At 64.5% G+C, this 14,233-nt stretch carries 15 protein-coding genes; 6 read left to right on the top strand and 9 right to left on the bottom strand.

Going from position 1 to position 14,233, the window contains the following annotated elements:
- Position 1 precedes the first annotated feature (1 nt).
- A protein-coding gene (prfB, locus tag AAFF19_RS15060) for a peptide chain release factor 2 (protein ID WP_182118495.1) occupies positions 2–1,106 on the bottom strand; the annotation gives its coding sequence in 2 pieces (ribosomal slippage) (positions 2–1,024 and positions 1,026–1,106; 1,104 coding nt in all).
- Positions 1,107–1,308: 202 nt separating this feature from the next.
- On the bottom strand, positions 1,309–2,217 hold the full coding sequence (locus AAFF19_RS15055; RefSeq protein WP_008906659.1) for an alpha/beta hydrolase: 909 nt from the start codon (positions 2,215–2,217) through the stop codon (positions 1,309–1,311).
- A 165-nt stretch (positions 2,218–2,382) separates the two neighbouring features.
- Here AAFF19_RS15055 and AAFF19_RS15050 point away from each other — a divergent pair, with 165 nt between their 5' ends.
- The 4 genes from AAFF19_RS15050 to plsY all read left to right on the top strand — a co-directional run bounded on the left by AAFF19_RS15050 (position 2,383) and on the right by plsY (position 6,137).
- A complete protein-coding gene (locus tag AAFF19_RS15050; protein ID WP_008906658.1) occupies positions 2,383–3,444 on the top strand; it encodes an aldo/keto reductase in 1,062 nt (353 codons plus the stop codon).
- Positions 3,445–3,498: 54 nt separating this feature from the next.
- Positions 3,499–4,011: a Cys-tRNA(Pro) deacylase gene (gene ybaK / locus AAFF19_RS15045; protein ID WP_034695477.1), complete on the top strand. Its 513-nt coding sequence runs from the start codon at positions 3,499–3,501 to the stop codon at positions 4,009–4,011.
- A gap of 134 nt (positions 4,012–4,145) precedes the next feature.
- Entirely contained in the window at positions 4,146–5,357 is a 1,212-nt protein-coding gene (locus AAFF19_RS15040) for a GGDEF domain-containing protein (RefSeq protein ID WP_008906656.1), read from the top strand.
- Between the two features lie 111 nt (positions 5,358–5,468).
- Positions 5,469–6,137, top strand: coding sequence for a glycerol-3-phosphate 1-O-acyltransferase PlsY (gene plsY / locus AAFF19_RS15035; RefSeq protein WP_008906655.1), 669 nt, complete (start codon positions 5,469–5,471; stop codon positions 6,135–6,137).
- A 36-nt stretch (positions 6,138–6,173) separates the two neighbouring features.
- Here the strand turns inward: plsY and AAFF19_RS15030 are convergent, their stop codons facing one another.
- From AAFF19_RS15030 to AAFF19_RS15020, 3 genes are all read right to left on the bottom strand, one after another.
- Positions 6,174–7,193: an HD domain-containing phosphohydrolase gene (locus AAFF19_RS15030; protein ID WP_008906654.1), complete on the bottom strand. Its 1,020-nt coding sequence runs from the start codon at positions 7,191–7,193 to the stop codon at positions 6,174–6,176.
- A gap of 8 nt (positions 7,194–7,201) precedes the next feature.
- Positions 7,202–7,849, bottom strand: a complete 648-nt coding sequence (locus AAFF19_RS15025; RefSeq protein WP_342720485.1) for a TIGR02281 family clan AA aspartic protease — start codon at positions 7,847–7,849, stop codon at positions 7,202–7,204.
- Positions 7,850–7,991: 142 nt separating this feature from the next.
- Positions 7,992–8,477 (bottom strand): YajQ family cyclic di-GMP-binding protein, encoded by a 486-nt coding sequence (locus AAFF19_RS15020; protein ID WP_008906652.1) that lies wholly within the window; start codon positions 8,475–8,477, stop codon positions 7,992–7,994.
- Positions 8,478–8,564: 87 nt separating this feature from the next.
- Here AAFF19_RS15020 and murB point away from each other — a divergent pair, with 87 nt between their 5' ends.
- Complete coding sequence (gene murB / locus AAFF19_RS15015; RefSeq protein ID WP_342720484.1) at positions 8,565–9,638, top strand: UDP-N-acetylmuramate dehydrogenase; 1,074 nt, start codon at positions 8,565–8,567, stop codon at positions 9,636–9,638.
- 130 nt (positions 9,639–9,768) lie between these two features.
- Here murB and argG read toward each other — a convergent pair whose 3' ends face one another.
- The 4 genes from argG to AAFF19_RS14995 form a co-directional block, all read right to left on the bottom strand.
- Positions 9,769–11,106, bottom strand: a complete 1,338-nt coding sequence (argG, locus tag AAFF19_RS15010) for an argininosuccinate synthase (RefSeq protein ID WP_008906650.1) — start codon at positions 11,104–11,106, stop codon at positions 9,769–9,771.
- Between the two features lie 84 nt (positions 11,107–11,190).
- A complete protein-coding gene (locus tag AAFF19_RS15005; protein WP_182118503.1) occupies positions 11,191–11,508 on the bottom strand; it encodes a pyrimidine/purine nucleoside phosphorylase in 318 nt (105 codons plus the stop codon).
- A 161-nt stretch (positions 11,509–11,669) separates the two neighbouring features.
- On the bottom strand, positions 11,670–12,323 hold the full coding sequence (locus tag AAFF19_RS15000; RefSeq protein ID WP_182118504.1) for a glycine zipper 2TM domain-containing protein: 654 nt from the start codon (positions 12,321–12,323) through the stop codon (positions 11,670–11,672).
- A 135-nt stretch (positions 12,324–12,458) separates the two neighbouring features.
- Positions 12,459–12,845: an ArsC family reductase gene (locus tag AAFF19_RS14995; RefSeq protein WP_182118505.1), complete on the bottom strand. Its 387-nt coding sequence runs from the start codon at positions 12,843–12,845 to the stop codon at positions 12,459–12,461.
- Between the two features lie 48 nt (positions 12,846–12,893).
- On the opposite strand from AAFF19_RS14995, the gene folC reads away from it, so the two are divergent.
- On the top strand, positions 12,894–14,219 hold the full coding sequence (gene folC, locus AAFF19_RS14990) for a bifunctional tetrahydrofolate synthase/dihydrofolate synthase (protein ID WP_342720483.1): 1,326 nt from the start codon (positions 12,894–12,896) through the stop codon (positions 14,217–14,219).
- The last annotated feature ends 14 nt before the right edge of the window (positions 14,220–14,233 follow it).

The following is a 14,233-nucleotide window of genomic DNA, read 5'->3' as shown; positions in this document are numbered from 1 at the left end:
CTTAGACGCCTTGCTTCAGCGAAGCTTCGATGAACGCGTCCAGATCGCCATCCAGCACCTTTTGCGTTGCCGAGATTTCCACGTTGGTGCGCAGGTCCTTGATGCGGCTGTTGTCCAGCACGTAGCTGCGAATCTGGTGGCCCCAGCCCACGTCGGTCTTGGTGTCTTCCAGCTTTTGCTGCTCTTCCTGGCGTTTGCGCATCTCGTAGTCGTACAGGCGGCTGCGCAGGCGTTGCCAGGCCACGTCGCGGTTGCTGTGCTGGCTGCGCCCGTCCTGGCACTGCACCACGATACCGGTGGGGATGTGCGTCAGGCGCACGGCCGAGTCGGTCTTGTTGATGTGCTGGCCGCCCGCGCCGGACGCGCGGTAGGTGTCGGTGCGCACGTCGGCGGGGTTGATATTGATCTCGATGGAGTCGTCGATCTCGGGGTAGACAAACAGCGACGCAAACGAGGTGTGGCGCCCGCCCGAGCTGTCGAACGGGCTTTTGCGCACCAGGCGGTGCACGCCGGTTTCGGTGCGCAGCAGGCCGTAGGCGTACTCGCCTTCGATCTTGATCGTGGCGCTTTTGATGCCGGCCACGTCGCCGGGGGTTTCTTCTTCGACCGTGGCCTTGAAGCCCTTGCGTTCGGCGTACTTGAGGTACTGGCGCAGCAGCATGCTGGCCCAATCGCAGGCCTCGGTGCCACCTGCACCGGCCTGAATGTCGACAAAGCAGTTGAGCGGGTCGGCCTCGTTGCTGAACATGCGGCGGAACTCCAGTTCCTCGATCAGCGGACGCAGCTTGGCGGTTTCGGCCTCGATGGTCATGAGGCCCGGCTCGTCGCCTTCCTCCTTGCTCATCTCATACAGCTCGGTGTTGTCGGCCAGCTCGCGGGTGAGCTTGTCCAGCGTGACGACCACGCCGGACAGTGACTTCTGTTCCTTGCCCAGTTCCTGGGCCTTCTTGGGGTCGTTCCAGACCGCCGGGTCTTCCAGCGATGCGTTTACCGTGCGCAGGCGTTCAAATTTGGCATCGAAGTCAAAGATACCTCCGTAACTCTTGCGTGCGCAGAGCCAGGTCGTCGAGGGTGGTGCCAATGAGGTTGATGCGTTCTGCGTCCATGGTGCGGGTCCTGGGTGTTCTGTGAAATAACCCACGATTTTCTCATGGGAAGGGCGTCGGCCCCTCCAATGCCCCTTGAAGGGCCCGCGAGCCCGCCACAGCGCAGGGTAAAGCGGCGGAGCCGCCAGACTGCTATGCAAAAATGATAGCTGTCAGCGCTTGTTGGATAAGCGCTGGCGGCCCATTTCATTAAGAATCCCGGTTACGTTTCGTTGAGGAACTGTTCGATCAGCTGCGCCACCTGCTCGGGCTGGTCGTGGTGCAGCATGTGGCCGGCGTCCGCCACCGCGGCCGTGCGGCAGTTGCGCACATGGGTCAGGCGCTGGTGGTATTCGTCCAGCGTGTAGCGGCCGTTCCACCACTGGCCCAGGCTGTCGCCGCTGGCCTCGATGGCCAGCACGGGGGCGGTAATGCGCTCGTAGATGGCCAGGGCCTCGTCCACGCGGTACAGCTGAGCGCTGGTGATCTTGTGCGCCGGGTCGCCCAGGATCTCCCACAGGCCCTGCGCATTGGGTCGCGCCCAGTGCCGGGCCAGCCATTGGGCCTTGTCTTCGGACAGGCGGGGGTTGGTCTTCATCAGGCGGCGGGCCACGCCGTCTGCGCTGTCGTAGGTTTTCAGGTCCTTGGTGCCCTGGTGCAGCTGCTTGATTTCGTCGATCCACTGCGCATAGCGCGTGGGCGCCTGCGCGGGGCGTGTGGCAGGCAGGCCAAAGCCTTCCAGGTTGACCAGCCTGCGCACGCGCTCCGGTCGCACGCCGGCGTACATCATGGCCACGTTGCCGCCCATGCTGTGGCCCACCAGGTCGATGGCCTCACCGGGGGCGTAGTGGTCCAGCAGCAGGTCGAGGTCGGCCAGGTAGTCGGCAAACACATAGTGGTCCACCGGCGCCCCGGTGGTGAGCCCGAAGCCGCGCCAGTCGGGGGCGATGATGCGGCGTTCCTGCTGCAGCGCGTCCACCGTGAACTGGTAGGAGGCACTCACGTCCATCCATCCGTGCACCAGCACCAGCGTGGGCAGGTGGCTGTTTTCGGGGCCCCAGTGGCGGACGTGGTATTTGAGATGGCGCAGGGCCAGCGTGCTGCTGCGCGAGGGTTTGATGGCTTGGTACATGCTGCAGCAATGTTAAGCCGAGGGCCGGGCCCGCATGCCCCCATGGCTGTCGCCAAGGAGTCCGGCGCCCTGCAGGCATGGGCGTTCGCTTGTACCATCGCCTGCCAGCGTGTTTGGCCCCGCGGCGGGCCTGTTTCTGTCTTCACCATCCGGAGTCTTCACCGCATGAACAAAGTCCCCCTGGGTCAGAGTGACCTGCTTGTCACCCCCATCTGTCTGGGCACCATGACCTTCGGCGAGCAGGTCCATGAGGCCGATTCGCATGCCATCCTGAGCCAGTCGCTCGCGCGCGGTGTGAACTTCATCGACACGGCCGAGATGTATGCCGTGCCCGCCAGGGCCGAGACCTTCGGTGCCACCGAGACCATCATCGGCAACTGGATTGCAAAGAACCCCGGCGCGCGCCAGAAGCTGGTGGTGGCGACCAAGGTGGCTGGCCCATCGCGCGGCATGCCCTGGGTGCGCGAGGGCAAGGGCATGACGGCCGCCGACATCGTGGCTTCGTGCGAGGCCAGCCTGCGCCGCCTGCAGACGGATGTGATCGACCTCTACCAGATCCACTGGCCCGAGCGCCATGTGCCAGCGTTTGGCAACCTGTATTACGACCCCGCCAAGGAAACGTCGCAAACCCCCATCCGCGAGCAGCTCGAAGCACTGGCCGGGCTGGTGAAGACGGGCAAGGTGCGCTATATCGGCCTGTCGAATGAAACCCCCTACGGCGTGCACGAATTCGTGCGCCTGGCCGAGCAGCACGGCCTGCCGCGTGTGGCCACGGTGCAGAACCCGTACTGCCTCATCAACCGCACCTGGGAAAACGGGCTGGACGAAACCTGCCACCGCCTCAACGTGTCGCTGCTGGCGTATTCACCCCTGGGCTTTGGCCTGCTGACCGGCAAGTACGACGAGAGCGGCATCACTGGCCCCGCCGCCCCCCAAGGTGCGCGCATTGCATCGTATGAATCCGTGCGCAAGCAGCGCTGGGGCCGCCCCGAGGCGCTGGAGGCATCGCGCCGCTACAACCAGCTGGCGCGTGACCATGGCATGACGCCCACGCAGATGGCGCTGGCGTTCTGCTACACCAAATGGCAGGTGGCCAGCACCATCATCGGCGTGACGTCGGTGGCGCAGCTGGACGAAGACCTCAACGCGTGGGGCACCACGCTGTCGCCCGACATCCTGAAAGCCATCGACGCGATCCGCTGGGAGCTGCGCGACCCGGCGCTTTGAGGGTGGTGTTGGCGCGTTGGCGGGGCCACCGAATTGTTTATGCAGGCAGGCACCATGGCGAAGAAAGACAAATCCGCACATGTGAGCGAGACGCCCGCCACGCAGATGTTGCGTGCGCGGGGCGTGGCGTTCACCGAGCACCCTTACGACTACATGGAGCACGGCGGCACCGAGGAGTCGGCGCGGCAACTGGGGCTGGACGAGCACATGGTGGTCAAGACGCTGGTCATGCAGGACCAGGACGCAAAACCGCTGATCGTGCTGATGCATGGCGACCGCAAGGTGTCCACCAAGAACCTCGCGCGCCAGATCGGTGTGAAGAGCGTGGAGCCATGCAAGCCCGAGGTGGCCAACCGGCACACGGGTTATCTGGTGGGGGGCACATCACCGTTCGCCACACGCAAGGAGATGCGTGTGTACATCGAGCACAGCATTCTGGCGCTGCCCCGCATCGCCATCAACGGCGGGCGGCGGGGCTTTCTGGTGCAGATCGATCCGCAGGTGTGCGTGCAGTTGCTGGCGGCGCAGCCGGTGCAATGCGCGCTGGGCGCCGAAGTTGCCGGGTGAGCTTCGGCACCGCGCAGGCCGCGCGGCGGGCCGCAGGCACACCATCCCGCTATCGCCCAGGATGCGTGGCCTGCCATGCCCCCGCGCTGACGGGTCTGCGCTGGCCCTGACCGCACACGATGGCGAATCCATTCATGGTTGCTAACCTTATCGTCGGCATGCTCTGCGTGCACCTGCTGTGCTTTGCCATCATGTTCTGGCTGATCAGCACACGCCTGCAGGGCCACAGGCTGGGCATGAATGCTTTTGCCCTCGGCAACGCGATGCTGGGCACCGCCTACATGCTCCAGCTGCTGGGCGGCCCGCCCGACTGGAATGCGCTGAGTGTGGTCAACCACACACTCACCCTGTGCGTGCCGCTGGTTTTCGCGGTGGGCGCTGTGCGGTTTTTCGGCCGCGATGCGCCCTTGCTGCAGCCCGTGCTTGCGCTGGCGTTGGGCTACACGGTGGCCCAGGTGCTGGTGCAGTGGGTGGCGGGCCCGGTGGCACGCTATGCAATGCTCTCGTTCGCCTCCGCGGTGATGTTTTTCGCCATGACCGCGGCTGTGGTCTATGCCATGCGCAACGTGGCCAAAGAGCTGCGTGTGGAGATGACGCTCTTTGCCGCGCTGATTGGCGGGCTGGGCGTGCTCAATGCCATCAAATGCGTGCTGGTGGCCCAGGACGGTCTGCAGGCCCTGGACATGGGCAACCGTTTTCAGATCGGGTTCTATATCTACATGTCGTTCCTGGCCACAGTGCTGGCCCCCGCGATGATCTGGCTGGTGCTGCGCCGTCTCACCGATGAGCTGCAGGCCGCAGCAGCGCGCGATCCCCTCACGCAGTTGCTGAACCGTCGCGGCCTGCATGCGGGGCTCGAAACCTATTTCCGTTCGCGCACCGCCAGCCCTGCACGCCTGCTGCTGCTGGACATCGACCATTTCAAACGAATCAACGATTCCCATGGGCACAAGGCCGGGGATGTGGTGCTGTGCCATGTGGCCGACGCGCTTCGCCAGACGCTGCGGCGCGGTGACCTGGCCAGCCGCCTGGGGGGCGAAGAGTTTGTGGTCGTCTGCCTGGATGCCGACCACGAGGGCGTGATGCACCTGGCCGAACGTCTGCGCGAAGTCATTGAACGGCAGTCGGTGCCCACGCCGGGGCCGGACGGGCCGCTGCGCTGTACCGTCACCATCGGCGTCTCGCTGCCTTTCAACGGTGTGGACGGGCTGGATGTGGCATTGCAGGAGGCCGACGCGGCGCTTTATCGTGGCAAGAAGGCGGGGCGCAACCGCGTCGAGCCGGGGCGGCCGGGCAGTAAAGTTCTGGCCGCAGATGCCATCGACGGAGCCCTCCGGCCGGGTTGACGCGCCATCCGCGCGGGTTGCGGGTGGCAAAATGTCGCGCTGGGGTTGCTGGTGGTTGCGCGAGCACTCCCAGTGCTCCATTCCATTGCAGCCTTTCAAGAAAGTCACTCCGTGTCCCTTGCCTATTGCGCCCTGGCGACTGTCGCCGCCTACCTGCTGGGTTCGCTTTCGTTCGCCGTCATCGTGACCCGTGTCATGGGCCTGAACGATCCGCGGACCTACGGCAGCAAGAACCCTGGCGCCACCAACGTTCTTCGCTCGGGCAGCAAGGCGGCTGCGATCATCACGCTGGTGCTGGATGCCGTGAAGGGGTGGCTGCCCGTGGCGCTGGTCGTCGCATTTGGCAAACCGTATGGCCTGGAAGATGGCACGGTGGCGCTGGTGGGGCTGGCAGCGTTTCTGGGCCATCTATGGCCGGTGTTCTTCCGCTTCGAGGGCGGCAAAGGTGTCGCCACTGCGCTCGGCGTTCTGCTGGGCATCAGTGTCTGGCTGGGGCTGGCCACCGCTGCCACCTGGCTCATCATTGCGTTTTTCTTTCGCTACTCGTCGCTGGCGTCGCTGGTGGCAGCGGCCTTCGCACCTGTGTACTACCTGCTGGTCGATGGCGTGGTGTGGTATGCCGAAGGCACGATTGCCGGCTCCATCGTGGTAATGGCCATGCTGCTGGCCTGGCGCCACAAGGAGAACATCCAGCGGCTGATTGAAGGCAAGGAGTCGCGGCTGGGCAGCAAGAAGGCTGCGTCTGCCGCCGAGGGTACGGCACACCCGGCGAAAAAGTAGCGCAAGGTGCCGCGGCGGCGGGCACACAGTGTGCGCCTACAGCGCGCCGCGTCCTGACACCAGCCCCCGCAGCCCCGCGCTGTGCTGTGCGGCATAAAGACCAAGCCGCATCATGGTGCGGTGGTTGAGCTCCAGGCTCACGGCGGAGCGGGCCAGGGCCGACTGGATGCGCGGCTTGCCGGTGGCTGTCTGGTACAGACTGGGCTGTGCATGGTGGTGGCCTGCGCGGTCGAGCAGGCTGGCGACCAGGGGGTGGTTGGCCTTTTCACTGCGGCGCAGCACGATGGCGGTGTCGCCGTTGTCGAGCTTCACAAAAGTGCCTGGCGGGCACAGGCCTATCGAGCGCACCAGCGTGTAGCTCACCTCATCGTGCTGCTCGATCTCCTGGCCCACAATGGCGCGCACCGAGTCGGTGGCGCTTCGGCCCGCGCGCGACTTGCGCGGGCTGATCATGGCGGCATAGCGGTCGATGGTGCCCAGGATGCGCGTCAGGCGATCCTCGGGGGCCTGGGTGGCCAGCGGTATGCGGTCGGTCATGGTGGCGTGGTGCTGGCCCACCACATCCAGCCACAGCGTGTCGGTGATGTGAAGGCGCTGCAGCAGTATCAGGCTCTCTTCCGGGTGGCTGCGGATGGCCTCTTGCTGGGCGGCGGTGGGGCGCTCCCGCTGCTCGGCCAGTTCGTCCTGCAGGCGTGTCATGCCAATGTTCATGGTGAGGGCCGCACGCACCAGGCTGTCCCGTTCACGGGGCGGCAGCTGCAGCTCCTGCGCCATGATGTGGCACAGCGTGCCGCACACCAGCGCGTGGGACGCGCTGTAGCCCACGGTGGATGTCGAGGCCAGCTGAAACATCAGGTACAGCGCCGCATCGATATCGTGCGCCACCAGATCCTGCAGCCAGTGGTCAAACTGCCGCACCTTGGCCGCGAAGTCCTGCACCTGCAGCGGCCGGGAGAGCAGCATGGACAGGGCCGACTCCAGGTCTGACCACAGGCTCAGAAGATCCTCGTACTCCCCTTCGGTGCTGTGGTTGGCGGTACTGGGGTGGGCAGACATGACAGGGCTCAGTTGCGCTTTTCCAGCACCATCTGGTCGTTGATGCGGGTCATCTGGAACTGCGTCAGAAAACTATTGCCCAACAGAACATAGGGCATGGGTTCGGGGGTGACAATGGCTTCGACGCCCAGCACCTCGACGTCGCCCAGCCGCACGGAGTCCAGCCGTATGCGCCAGCCCTGGGCCACGCCATTGGCGGTGTTCATGCGCACGGGCTCGCCGTTTTTGTAGTTCAGCACCATGCGATCAGCGTCGGTGCGGCCGATGGCGATGGTCGATGCACCCGTATCCACCATGTACTGCATCACGCGCCCGTTGATGGTGCCGGTGTTGACAAAGTGGCCCCGGCTGTCGGCCATGAGCACGATGCGCTTGCCACTGCCGCTGCGCGCGCCGACGCTCACGGGGGCCTCGCCCAGGCGCAGCGTGCGCCGGGCGCCGCTGATTTCGATCGTTGCCTCTTCTTTGGTGACAGCGATGACCTTGACGCCCTGGAACTCGTCCCCCGCACCCACGGCCTTGGGCGGGTTGGCATCCACAACCAGCAAGGCCTTGCTGCCCAACATGCCCGCCAGGGCCACCGCCTGCGCATGCGCCCAGGACGGAGCCAAGCACAGAGCAACCAGCGCTACCAGGGCAAAGGAGTGGATCGTCATTCGTTGATGGCGCTGTGCGCCTCCACCGTACCCCGGAACAGGCGCGGCCCAGGCGAGGGACGCCAAGCAAGGGCCGCCCCGCAGCGAGGGCGGCATCCCCCTGGAGGGGGAAGGCGCGAAGCGACGCAGGGGGTGCTCCATCTCAGTCACGGAAGTTGTCGAACGACAGCGGCACGTCGGTCACATCCTTGCGGATCAGCGCCATGGCAGCCTGCAGGTCGTCGCGCTTGGCGCCGGTAATGCGTACCTTGTCCTCCTGGATGGCGGCTTGCACCTTGAGCTTGCTTTCCTTCATCAGCTTCTGGATCTTCTTGGCCAGTTCGCTCTCGATGCCGTTGCGCACCTTGATGACCTGCTTGACCTTGTCGCCGCCCATCTTCTGCACATCGCCCATGTCCAGAAAACGCACGTCCACATTGCGCTTGGTGAGCTTGTTGCGCAGCACGTCCTCGATCTGGGTGAGCTGGAAGTCGGCGTCGCCGATCAGGGTGATGTCCTTGTCCTTGATCTCGATGCTGGCCGATGTGCCCTTGAAGTCGAAACGGGTGCCGATCTCCTTGGCGGTGTTCTCCACGGCGTTTTTCACTTCAACCAGGTTGGCTTCACAGACGGTGTCAAAAGATGGCATGGGTGGCTCTCAATCTCAGGGGAAAACAGCTACGGGTCGCAGGCGCCCCAAAGCGTGGAGGCAGGGGCGGGTGCGACAATCGGGCCAATGGTAGTCGAGAAAAACGCCCCTTTGCAGCCCTGCAACACCTTTGGCATTGCTGCGCGTGCCCAAACCCTGGTGCGTGTGCGCTCCGTGTCGGATCTGAAGGCCGTTCTGGCCGATACGGACCTAGCCCCTGCACCCAAGTTTGTGCTGGGCGGTGGCAGCAACATCATCCTGACGGGCGACGTGAAGCCCGTGGTGCTCAAGATGGAAATCAAGGGGCTGCGCTTGGTGGAGGAAACCCCCAGGGCCTGGATCGTGGAGGCCGGCGCGGGTGAGGTCTGGCACGACGCGGTGGCCTGGACGCTGGCGCACGGGTTCCCAGGGCTGGAAAATCTGGCGCTGATTCCCGGCACCGTGGGCGCTTCGCCCGTGCAGAACATCGGTGCCTACGGCGTGGAGTTGCAGGACCGCTTTGAATCGCTCGATGCCATTGACCTGTCCACCGGCCAGTCGTTCAGCCTGGATGCCGCGCAGTGCGGCTTTGGCTACCGCGACTCCGTCTTCAAGCATGCGCCGTCTGAAGCACCCGACGGCAGCGGGATGCCGCGCGGCATGGGGCTAGCGGGCCGCGCGGTCATCACCCATGTGCGGTTTCGGCTGCCCAAGCCCTGGAAGCCCGTGCTGGGCTACCTCGACCTGGAGCGCCGCCGCGCCGAGGCGGGCGTGGAACACCCCAGTGCCCAGCAAATTTTTGACTGGATCTGCGACATCCGCCGCGCCAAGCTGCCCGACCCGGCGGTGGTGGGCAACGCGGGCAGCTTCTTCAAGAACCCCACGGTGTCGCCCGACCAGTGCGCCGACATCATCGCGCGCGAGCCCAGGATCGTGCATTACCCCATGCCCGACGGCAGCATCAAGCTGGCGGCGGGCTGGCTGATTGATGCCTGCGGCTGGAAGGGCAAGTCCATCGGCAAGGCCGGGGTGTACGAAAAGCAGGCCCTGGTGCTGGTCAACCGGGGGCAGGGCGCCGACAGCGTGACGGGCGGCGAGGTGATGACCCTGGCCAAGGCCATCCAGACCAGCGTGTACGAGCGCTTTGGCATCCGGCTGGAGCCCGAGCCGGTGGTGGTTTAGACCAGCAGCCAACCTTCCCCGCAAAGAAAAAAGCCACCGTTTCCGGTGGCTTTGCTCATATATATGTAGCTGCTAGCGCTTGATGGGTAAGCGCTGGAGCCATTTTTGACCCATATTCTGGGCCCAAGGTTTATTTGCGGTCGTTTTCCAGCTGCGCCAGGGCGGCATTGCCCCCCAGCGACAGCAGGCCAGCGCGCGAATACACGCCCAGCTTGTCGCGCGTGTCCGAGATGTCCAGGTTGCGCATGGTCAGCTGGCCAATGCGGTCCAGCGGGCTGAAAGGTGCGTCTTCCACCTTCTCCATCGACAGGCGCTCGGGCGCGTAGGTCAGGTTGGGCGACTCGGTGTTCAGCAGCGAATAGTCGTTGCCACGGCGCAGTTCCAGCGTCACGGTGCCGGTCACGGCGCGGGCCACCCAGCGCTGGGCGGTTTCGCGCAGCATGATGGCCTGCGGGTCAAACCAGCGGCCCTGGTACAGCAGGCGGCCGAGCTTCAGGCCATTCATGCGGTACTGCTCGATGGTGTCTTCGTTGTGGATGCCGGTCACCAGGCGCTCGTAGGCGATGTGCAGCAGCGCCAGGCCCGGGGCTTCGTAGATACCGCGGCTCTTGGCTTCGATGATGCGGTTCTCGATCTGGTCGCTCATGCCCAGGCCATGGCGGCCGCCGATGCGGTTGGCTTCCAGGATCAGCTCCACCGGGTCGTTGAACTCCACCCCGTTCAGGGCAACGGGCTGGCCTTCTTCGAAGCGCACCGAGACTTCCTCGGCCTTCACTTCGACCTCGGGCTTCCAGAACGCCACGCCCATGATGGGGTTGACGATGCGGATGCCGCTGGACAGGAACTCCAGGTCCTTGGCCTCGTGCGTGGCGCCCAGCATGTTGCTGTCGGTGCTGTAAGCCTTCTCGGCGCTCATCTTGTAGCCAAAGCCGGCCTTGGTCATGAAGGCCGACATCTCGGCCCGGCCGCCCAGCTCGTCGATGAACAGCTGGTCCAGCCAAGGCTTGTAGATCTTGAGGGATGGGTTGGTCAGCAGGCCGTAGCGGTAAAAGCGCTCGATGTCGTTGCCCTTGAAGGTCGAGCCGTCGCCCCAGATGTTGACGTCGTCTTCCTTCATCGCCGCCACCAGCATGGTGCCGGTCACGGCGCGGCCCAGGGGGGTGGTGTTGAAGTAGGTGAGGCCGCCGGTAGAAATGTGGAAGGCGCCCGCCTGCAGGGCGGCAATGCCTTCGTGGGCCAGCTGGGTGCGGCAGTCCACCAGGCGGGCCTTCTCGGCGCCGTATTCCATGGCCTTGCGCGGGATCTCGTCGTAGTCGGGCTCGTCAGGTTGGCCCAGGTTGGCGGTGTAGGCGTAGGGCATGGCGCCCTTGAGCTTCATCCAGTGCAGTGCGGCGCTGGTATCGAGGCCGCCGGAGAATGCGATGCCGACCTTCTGGCCGAGGGGGAGGTTCTGGAGGATGGTTGCCATGGAATGCTTTTCAAAAATGATAGCTGGTAGCGCTTGATGGATAAGCGCCAGAGGCCAAAAACAGTCAAATTTCAGCCAGAACGATCAACCGAAATGGCAAATGTAGTGGTAGGCCTCGGTCACCCGGATGTCGAACCTGGAATTGCCGGGCACGTTGAACTTGTCGCCCGCCGACGACTTCATCCAGATATCGGAACCGTCCAGCTTGTACTCGCACGAGCCCGCCACGCATTCCATGATCTCGGGCGCGCCGGTGTTGAAGGTCAGCGTTGCAGGCAGCACCACGCCCACCGACTTCTTCGTGCCGTCCGGGAAGGTGATGCCGTGGCTCACGCACTTGCCGTCAAAGTACACATTGGCCTGGGTGGTGACGGACACGCCGTCGATTTTTTCGGTGGTCATGGAATGCGCTGCAGGGGTTGGAGGAAACCCGCGATTTTAGGGCAGGGGGCGGGCAGCCTTGCCGCACCGCGCGTCTGAACAATCCCCATCTGTCATCTGGAGCCAAAAAAAAGAGCCCCGAAGGGCTCCTGGTGGTGCTGCCTGGCGGGGCCGGCAGGGGCTCAGCGCCAGTAAGGGTTGCGGTGGTGGGGGTAATAAGGACGGCTGTCGTAGCCGTACTCGATCACCGTCACGGGCGGAGTCACATAGGTGGGCTGCTGGTACACCGGTGGCGCAGGGTAGGTGGAGGTGACCACGCCAGGCTGGCTGTACACGCCTTGCGATGCATAGGGATCGGGCTGCGTGGAATAGGTCTGCCCTGCGGGTTGCACCGTCACGGGGATCCAGCGGCCCGGGTCGCTCTGCGTGCGGGTGGTGTACTGGCGCCCTGCGTATTCATACACCACGTCGTAGCCGACGGTGCGATTTTCATAATAGGTTTCGGTGGTGCAGCGCTGCACGTTCTGGTATTGGGGCTGCCCGCCTTCGATCTGGTTGCCCAGAACCGCACCCCCGATCAAACCAATGGCGGTGGCGGCTGTGCGCCCGCTGCCCTTGCCGATGGCGTTGCCGGCAGCACCGCCCGCAATGGCACCGATCACCGCGCCCGCACCGGTCGTGCGGTTGCCGTTGTAGACGGTTTCGTTGCCGCACACCTGCTGCGGTGTGGCAACCTGCTGCACGATGGGGGTTGCCGAGAGCACGCGGCCTTGTTCCTGGGCGCTGGCCACGGTGGCAATGGCCGCCATGGCAGAAAAAACGACGATCTTATTCATGGAGAAACTCCTTTCGGGTCGGTACATAACGCACCAGACTGGAGAAAAGTTTAGGCCCCCAGGGTCAATTCGGCGCTTGCCAGCCGTAAATCTGCGTAAAGATTTGTGCAATTTTTCCGGTCAGCGGCGATGGGATCACTTGGCTGCAGCTTCGTCCAGCCATTGTTGCCACTGGTCGGGCACAAAGCCCACGGAGATGTGCAGCTGGTCACCCTGCTGCCATTCCACCACCGGCCGTTTGATCACGCTGGGCTGGGCTTGCATCAGCACGCTGGCGCTGTGCTCGTCGGTGACCGATGCCTGGGTGGATGCATCCAGTTTGCGCCAGGTGGTTCCCTGCCGGTTGACCAGCTTTTGCCAACCCGCCGCTGTCATCCAGTCAGGTAGGCGGTGGGCGGGCACCCCTTGTTTCTTGAAGTCGTGAAACTGAAAGTCCACACCACGTTCGGACCACCACGTGCGGGATTTCTTGACGGTGTCGCAGTTCGGAATGCCGTAGACGGTGATGTGTGAGGTTGTCATGCCGCGCATCATCCCCGAACTTGTGGCTGGGCGACAATCCCGCCCTGTATGCAAACCAAAATCCACACACTGGAAGGCTGGCTCCGCCATTGCGAGCAGCTTCATCCCCGCAATATCGACATGGGCCTGGACCGTGTCCGCGAAGTGGCCCGCCGCATGGTGCTGCGGTTTGACTGCCCCGTGATCACGGTGGCGGGCACCAACGGGAAGGGCTCCACCTGCGCCATGCTGGAGGCCGTGGCGCTGCAGGCGGGTTACCGCACGGGCGTCTACACCTCGCCCCACCTGGTGCACTTCGAGGAGCGGTGCCGCGTTCACGGCGATATCGTGCATGCTTCGGATCTGATAGCGCACTTTGAAGCAGTGGAAAGCGCCAGAACCCAAAACGGCAATGAAATATCGCTGACCTACTTCGAATTCACCACACTGGCCATCCTGCGGCTCATGAGCCATGCACGGCTGGACGTGGCCATTCTCGAAGTGGGCCTTGGCGGGCGCCTGGATGCCACCAACGTCATCGATGCCGACTGCGCCATCATCACCAGCATCGACATTGACCACACCGAGTTCCTGGGGCCTGACCGCGAAAGCATCGGCCGGGAAAAGGCCGGCATCATGCGCACCGGCCGCCCGGTGATCGTGGGCGACCCGATGGCGCCGCAGAGCGTCATTGACCATGCGCTGGAGATCGGTGCCGACCTGTGGCGCTTCGGCAAGGATTTCAACTTCTCGGGCGACAAGCAGCAGTGGAGCTGGGCCGGCCGGGGCCGTCGCTATGCGGGGCTGGCGTACCCGTCGCTGCGTGGCGCCAACCAGCTGATCAACGCCTCGGGGGCACTGGCGGCCCTGGAGGCCCTGCGCGAGCGCATTCCGGTCACAGCCCAGGCGGTGCGCAACGGCCTGGCCATGGTGGAGCTGCCGGGGCGCTTCCAGATCGTGCCCGGGCAGCCCACGCTGGTGCTGGACGTGGCGCACAACCCGCATTCGGTGGCCGCGCTCACGGCCAATCTGGATGCGATGGGGTTCTTTCCCACGACGCATGCGGTGTTCGGCGCCATGGCCGACAAGGACCTGGCCCCCATGCTGGCCAAGGTGGGCCCGCTGGTGGACCGCTGGTACTTCACTGATCTGCCAACCCCACGCGCCGAGACAGCTGCTGTCCTGCAGCAGAAATGGAATGCCCTGCAGATGGTGGCGGGCGGGCGCCGCGATGTGACCTCCAGCCTGCACGCGGACCCCACGCAGGCGCTGCAGGCGGCGGTGGCTGCGGCAGACCCCGCTGATAGAATCGTGGTCTTTGGCTCGTTTTACACGGTGGGTGGTGTGCTGATCAACGGAACACCGCGCCTGCACGCCAAACATTTGGGCCAGTAGGCCGGTTCTGCGGT

This window comes from Acidovorax sp. FHTAMBA (assembly GCF_038958875.1).
Taxonomy (GTDB): Bacteria; Pseudomonadota; Gammaproteobacteria; order Burkholderiales; family Burkholderiaceae_C; genus Acidovorax.
This window is presented reverse-complemented; position numbering and strand designations above follow the sequence as displayed.

Coding starts and splice junctions, on each gene's coding strand:
- AAFF19_RS15030 (WP_008906654.1), bottom strand. CDS start 7,193: ATGTCTGCCCACCCCAGTACCGCCAACCACAGCACCGAAGGGGAGTAC.
- folC (WP_342720483.1), top strand. CDS start 12,894: ATGCAAACCAAAATCCACACACTGGAAGGCTGGCTCCGCCATTGCGAG.
- AAFF19_RS14995 (WP_182118505.1), bottom strand. CDS start 12,845: ATGACAACCTCACACATCACCGTCTACGGCATTCCGAACTGCGACACC.
- AAFF19_RS15040 (WP_008906656.1), top strand. CDS start 4,146: ATGGTTGCTAACCTTATCGTCGGCATGCTCTGCGTGCACCTGCTGTGC.
- AAFF19_RS15025 (WP_342720485.1), bottom strand. CDS start 7,849: ATGACGATCCACTCCTTTGCCCTGGTAGCGCTGGTTGCTCTGTGCTTG.
- AAFF19_RS15055 (WP_008906659.1), bottom strand. CDS start 2,217: ATGTACCAAGCCATCAAACCCTCGCGCAGCAGCACGCTGGCCCTGCGC.
- AAFF19_RS15000 (WP_182118504.1), bottom strand. CDS start 12,323: ATGAATAAGATCGTCGTTTTTTCTGCCATGGCGGCCATTGCCACCGTG.
- AAFF19_RS15005 (WP_182118503.1), bottom strand. CDS start 11,508: ATGACCACCGAAAAAATCGACGGCGTGTCCGTCACCACCCAGGCCAAT.
- AAFF19_RS15020 (WP_008906652.1), bottom strand. CDS start 8,477: ATGCCATCTTTTGACACCGTCTGTGAAGCCAACCTGGTTGAAGTGAAA.
- argG (WP_008906650.1), bottom strand. CDS start 11,106: ATGGCAACCATCCTCCAGAACCTCCCCCTCGGCCAGAAGGTCGGCATC.
- AAFF19_RS15050 (WP_008906658.1), top strand. CDS start 2,383: ATGAACAAAGTCCCCCTGGGTCAGAGTGACCTGCTTGTCACCCCCATC.
- ybaK (WP_034695477.1), top strand. CDS start 3,499: ATGGCGAAGAAAGACAAATCCGCACATGTGAGCGAGACGCCCGCCACG.
- murB (WP_342720484.1), top strand. CDS start 8,565: ATGGTAGTCGAGAAAAACGCCCCTTTGCAGCCCTGCAACACCTTTGGC.